5 protein-coding genes are annotated in these 4790 nt (G+C 66.7%); 2 read left to right on the top strand and 3 right to left on the bottom strand.

The features are described from left to right. The 3 genes from Q0H50_RS08445 to Q0H50_RS08455 all read right to left on the bottom strand — a co-directional run. A partial coding sequence (locus Q0H50_RS08445; protein WP_294421387.1) for a 3-oxoacyl-ACP synthase III family protein occupies window positions 1-930 on the bottom strand: 930 nt, incomplete at its 3' end. Between the two features lie 172 nt (window positions 931-1102). Beyond that, window positions 1103-2137: a HAMP domain-containing sensor histidine kinase gene (locus Q0H50_RS08450; protein WP_294421389.1), complete on the bottom strand. Its 1035-nt coding sequence runs from the start codon at window positions 2135-2137 to the stop codon at window positions 1103-1105. Window positions 2138-2163: 26 nt separating this feature from the next. Beyond that, the gene (locus Q0H50_RS08455) at window positions 2164-2859 is read right to left on the bottom strand and encodes a response regulator transcription factor (protein ID WP_294421391.1); all 696 of its coding nucleotides are present in this window, start codon (window positions 2857-2859) and stop codon (window positions 2164-2166) included. A gap of 325 nt (window positions 2860-3184) precedes the next feature. Between Q0H50_RS08455 and Q0H50_RS08460 the strand changes: the two genes are divergently transcribed. Both Q0H50_RS08460 and Q0H50_RS08465 read left to right on the top strand, forming a co-directional pair. Beyond that, window positions 3185-4003 carry a type III pantothenate kinase gene (locus tag Q0H50_RS08460; protein WP_294421394.1) on the top strand — a complete coding sequence of 273 codons (819 nt, stop codon included), beginning with the start codon at window positions 3185-3187 and terminating at the stop codon, window positions 4001-4003. A gap of 260 nt (window positions 4004-4263) precedes the next feature. Beyond that, window positions 4264-4790: formate--tetrahydrofolate ligase (locus tag Q0H50_RS08465; protein ID WP_294421396.1), on the top strand; the 527-nt coding region annotated here is incomplete at its 3' end.

The raw sequence follows: 4790 nt of genomic DNA on the forward strand, positions 1-4790 counted from the left end.
GCGCTTAGCGGCGTACTTGATGATGCGCAGGTTCGCCTGATGCGGGACGATGAACTGCACGTCGTCGATGGTCAGGTTCGCGCGGCGCAGCACCTCGTCGATGGCGGCGGGCATGACGCTGGTAGCGAACTTGAACACCTTCTGGCCGTTCATGTAGAGCACCTGGCGCGGCGCTCCCGCGGCAACGCGTTCCGCGGCGCCGATTTCGGCGTCGATGGGGGCGGTGCCGGGGTCGGCCTGCTGCAGGGCGGCCGGGTCGATGCCCTCGGGCGTGAACGGCTGCGGCGCGTCGTAGGCGGAAGGGCAGGTGAGGGCGTTGGAATCGTCGTCATCGTTTTTGATGTACCACGAAAGGATGCCGGGCTTGCGCTCGTCCCATTCCACCACGGCGGCGCCGGCGCCGTCGCCGAACAGCACGCACGTGTTGCGGTCGTTCCAGTCGACGATGCGGGTCAGGCGCTCGCCGCCCACCACCAGTGCGCGGCGGATGGGGTTGCGGCCTGCGGCGCCCGCAACACCCGGGGCGCTGGCGGCCATCATGGTCTCGGCGATGGTCAGGCCGTAGATGAAGCCCGAGCATGCGGCGTTCATGTCGAACGCCGCGGCGTTGATCAGGCCCAGGCGTCGGCGCAGCACGGCGGCGCAGGTGGGGACCACCTCGTCGGGCGTGATGGTGGAGTAGATGACAAGGTCGATGTCCTCGGGGGCGATGCTGCGCTCGGAATAACCGCCGTCGTCCCAGCCGAGCGCCTGGCGCGCGGCGCCTTCGGCCAGGTCGACGTTGCTTTCGCCGACGCACACGCGGCGCGAGAGGATGCCCGTGCGCGTGGAGATCCACTCATCGCTGGTGTCGACCAGCTTGGTCAGCTCTTCGTTCGGCACGTCCAGTGCCGGCAGCTGCTTGCCGCAGCCGATGATGGTGCAACCCATGATGCTCCTTCGATTTTCGAGGCGATGCGCCTCGGAGATGATGCGTGTCGATTGCATTCGAGTATAGCATCGCGCGTTGCGGCCCCTGCGAATCCCCACGTCATGACCCCTGCTCGCACCGGAATCAGTGCGCGGGTGAAGTAAACGATTGGTGCCCGCGCAGGCTTTCCCCTTAGGCGTTCTTCGTCTTCCCGTGGGGCTTCTTCACCGAGATGTCGGCGGGGATGGAGGGGATGGCGATCATGAAGCACGCCCCGCCCTCGGGGAGGTTGACGGCCTCGACGGTGCCGTCGTGCGCCTCGGCGATGGATTTCACGATGGCAAGGCCCAGGCCCGTGCCGCCCGTGCCGCGCGTGCGGCTGGCGTCGGTGCGGTAGAAGCGGTCGAACAGCAGCTTGGGGTCCACGTCGCCGAAGCCGCAGCCGTCGTCTTTCACGGCGATGATGGAGTTGCCGTTCATGCCGAACAGCTCCACGTTGATGTGCCCGCCGGGCTTGATGAATCGGCTGGCGTTCTCGACCAGGTTGGTGACGGCTTGGCGCAGGCTGTCGGGGTTGCCCAGCACGTCGGGGGCCTCGCCCGAGACGCTCGTGTTCGCCTGGCGGTCGTGCAGGATGGGCGACAGCGCGTCGACCACGCTGTTCGCCAGGTCGTGCAGGTTCACGCGCTGCATGGTTTCGGGGATGGGGGAGCTTTCGATGCGCTGCAGGGTAAGAAGGTCGTGCGTCAGGCGGCTGAGGCGCTCGCTTTCGTTCACGATGATGCCGCAGAACTTCTCGTGCAGCGCCGGCGGCAGGTCGGGGTCGGCCAGCATCTCGGCGTTGCCGCGGATGGCCGTCAGCGGCGTGCGCAGCTCGTGCGCGACGTCGCTGATGAACTCGTTTTGGCGGCGCTCCTTGATGGCAAGGTCGTGCTGCTGCTGGGTGGTGGTTTGCACGAGGCGCTTGAAGTCGCTGGTCAGCAGGTCGGCCTCGTACATGCGGCCGTCGGGCTCGAACGTGACGGGCGCGCCGTTGCGGAACGCCGCCATCTTCTTCGCCAGGTCGCTGAGCGGCTCGGACAGGAAATGCCCGATGAGCAGGCTGATGCAGAAGATGATCACGCTGATGGGGATGAGGACCAGCAGCACCGCGATGGAGGCGTCGTACACGAGCATGCACACGACGGCCGTGACCACCGCAGCGAGCAGGCTGAGCAGCGTGGCCAAGAGCGCGAAATATGTCTGCAGCCGTTTTATAGCTTGAACCTATATCCGTAACCGCGAACCGTTTCCACAAGGCCGGGGTCGTAACCGGCCTGCTCGATCTTATCACGCAGGCGCTTGATGTGGGTGTCCACGGTCTTGGTTTCCGTGAGGTATTCCCAGCCCCAGGCGTCGCGCAGCAGCTCCTCGCGCGAGACCACCTTGCCGGCGTTCTTCATAAGGCACGCCATCAGCTCGAACTCGCGGGGCGTCAGGTCGATGTCGCCGGCCGGGCCGGTGGCGGTGTGCGCGTCCTCATCGAGCGTGATGCCGCTGGCAGTGATGGCGTGGGTGTTCGCCGTGAGCTCGTTGCCCTGGCTGCGGCGCAGCAGCGCGCGGACGCGGGCGATGAGCTCGCGCACGCCGAAGGGCTTGGCCAGGTAATCGTCGCCGCCGATCTCGAGCCCGACCACCTTGTCCAGCTCGGTGTCGCGCGCCGAGAGGAATAGCACGGGCGCGGACGTCTTGGTGCGCAGGCGGCGGCACAGCTCGTAGCCGTCCATGCCTGGCAGCATGATGTCCAGGACGAACAGGTCGTAGTCGTTTTCCTGGGCCATTGCCAGCGCGTCCTCGCCATTGTCCACGACGTCGGGCTGGAAGCCCTCCTTCTTCAGGGCGTATCCGACGAACTCCGTGATGGAGGGCTCGTCGTCCACGACCAGGATGCGCGAAGGCGTTTCGTTCATGATGGGCCTCTTCTTTCCATTGCGAAGGCTGCTTGCGCGGCTCGCGGGGCGCGCCTCTCCCGGGCGCCCGGCGCCGCAAGAAGGCAGCCGTTCCACGTTCTTGCGACAACTATACCCGCATCGGCCCGGTAGGTGGCCTTCCCGTCAAAAACACGTTACCTCCCCGGGGCAAAACCGCCCGGTCCAGACGCTTGGCGGGCGGATTCGGGCGCTTCCCGTGTGCTCGCGGGCCGTCTTGCGGCCTGCTGCTATACTGATGCGCGGAAAAATCGGCCCCATCGCGGAACGCGGCGACGGGGGACATGAGAACGAGGGGAGCGGCGCTATGCTGCTGGCAATAGACGTGGGAAATACCCAGACCGTTTTGGGCGTGTACGAGAACAAGAAGCTGCGCTTCCGCTGGCGCGTGGCCACGAACAAGCTGCACACGTGCGACGAGCTGCGCGTGAAGCTCATCCCGCTGCTCAGCTCCGAGGGCGTCTCGTTCGAGGACATCAGCGGCGTGGCGCTGGCGTCGGTGGTCCCGGCGCTCACCGAGGCATGGTGCCAGGCCACCAAGCAGATGATCGGCGTGCGCGCGGTGGTGTGCACCGCCGAGAACGCGGCGGGGCTGTTCGACGCCGGCGACTATCCCAACCCGCGCGAGATCGGCGCCGACCGCATCGCCGACTGCGTGGCGGCGCGCATGCTGTACGGCTCGCCCGTGGTGGTGGTCGATTTCGGCACCGCCACTAATATGGAAGTGATCGACGGCAACGGCACGTTCGCCGGCGGCGTCATCGCGCCCGGCGTGGACACCAGCGCCCGCGCGCTGTTCAGCCACGCCACCAAGCTGGGCGCCATCGAGCTGGTCAACCCGCACACCTCCATCGGCCGCAACACCGCCCAGGCCATGCAGGTGGGCATCGTCTACGGCGAGGCCGATCGTGTGGACGGCCTGGTCAGCCGCATCTTCGAGCAGCTCGGCCACAAGGCCGCCGTCGTGGCTACCGGCGGCCTGGCGCGTCGCGTGGCGCCGCTGTCGCGCACCATCACGCACGTGAACCAGGACCTGACGCTCGAGGGCCTTCGCCTGGTGTACGACAACTTCATGGACAACGACGTCACCGGCCTGTACGGCCGTCCCGACGAGGTGCTGGAGTAGGGCGCGCCTGCGCCTGCGCGGCGCCTCGCCGGCTTCGCCTTCCGGCGCCTCGGGAAGCCGCCCGCAAGGCGGTTTCGTCGCCAGCTTCTCCATAATTGCAACAAATTTGGCCGCATTTTCGCCGTTGCCTTGAAATCTAGGTTTCTTAACAGGCGCCTGTCCCGTGGCCGATAGGGCGCGCCGCTACAATTACACCTACGTTCATGCGCCTCGCCAAAGGGCGGGGCGCGTCCGCATCCAGACGAGAGAGAGGCCCCGACGTGTTGACCGACATCGAAATCGCCCAGGCAGCGACTCCGCAACCCATCAGCGCCATCGCGCAGAAGGCGGGTGTGCCCGAGAAGTACCTGGAGCAGTACGGAACCACGAAGGCTAAGGTGGACTACAACCTGCTGCGCGATGAGCAGCACACGCCGGGCAAGCTGGTGCTCGTGACGGCCATCAACCCCACGCCGGCCGGCGAGGGCAAGACCACCACCACGGTGGGCCTGGCCGATGCGCTGCAGAAGCGCGGCAAGAACCCCGTCGTTGCGCTGCGCGAGCCCAGCCTGGGCCCCGTGTTCGGCATCAAGGGCGGCGCCGCCGGCGGCGGATACGCCCAGGTCATCCCCATGGAGGATATCAACCTGCACTTCACCGGCGACTTCCACGCCATCGGTGCGGCCAACAACCTGCTCGCTGCGCTGCTCGACGCCCACATCCACAACGGCAACGAGCTGGGCATCGACGTCCGCAAGATCACGTGGAAGCGCGTGGTGGACATGAACGACCGCCAGCTGCGCAACAT

The organism is uncultured Senegalimassilia sp. (assembly GCF_934632265.1).
Taxonomy (GTDB): domain Bacteria; phylum Actinomycetota; class Coriobacteriia; order Coriobacteriales; family Eggerthellaceae; genus Senegalimassilia.

Bases quoted from the DNA above. Each gene is read 5' to 3' on its own strand.
- Q0H50_RS08460 (WP_294421394.1), top strand. From the start codon at position 3,185: ATGCTGCTGGCAATAGACGTGGGAAATACCCAGACCGTTTTGGGCGTG.
- Q0H50_RS08455 (WP_294421391.1), bottom strand. From the start codon at position 2,859: ATGAACGAAACGCCTTCGCGCATCCTGGTCGTGGACGACGAGCCCTCC.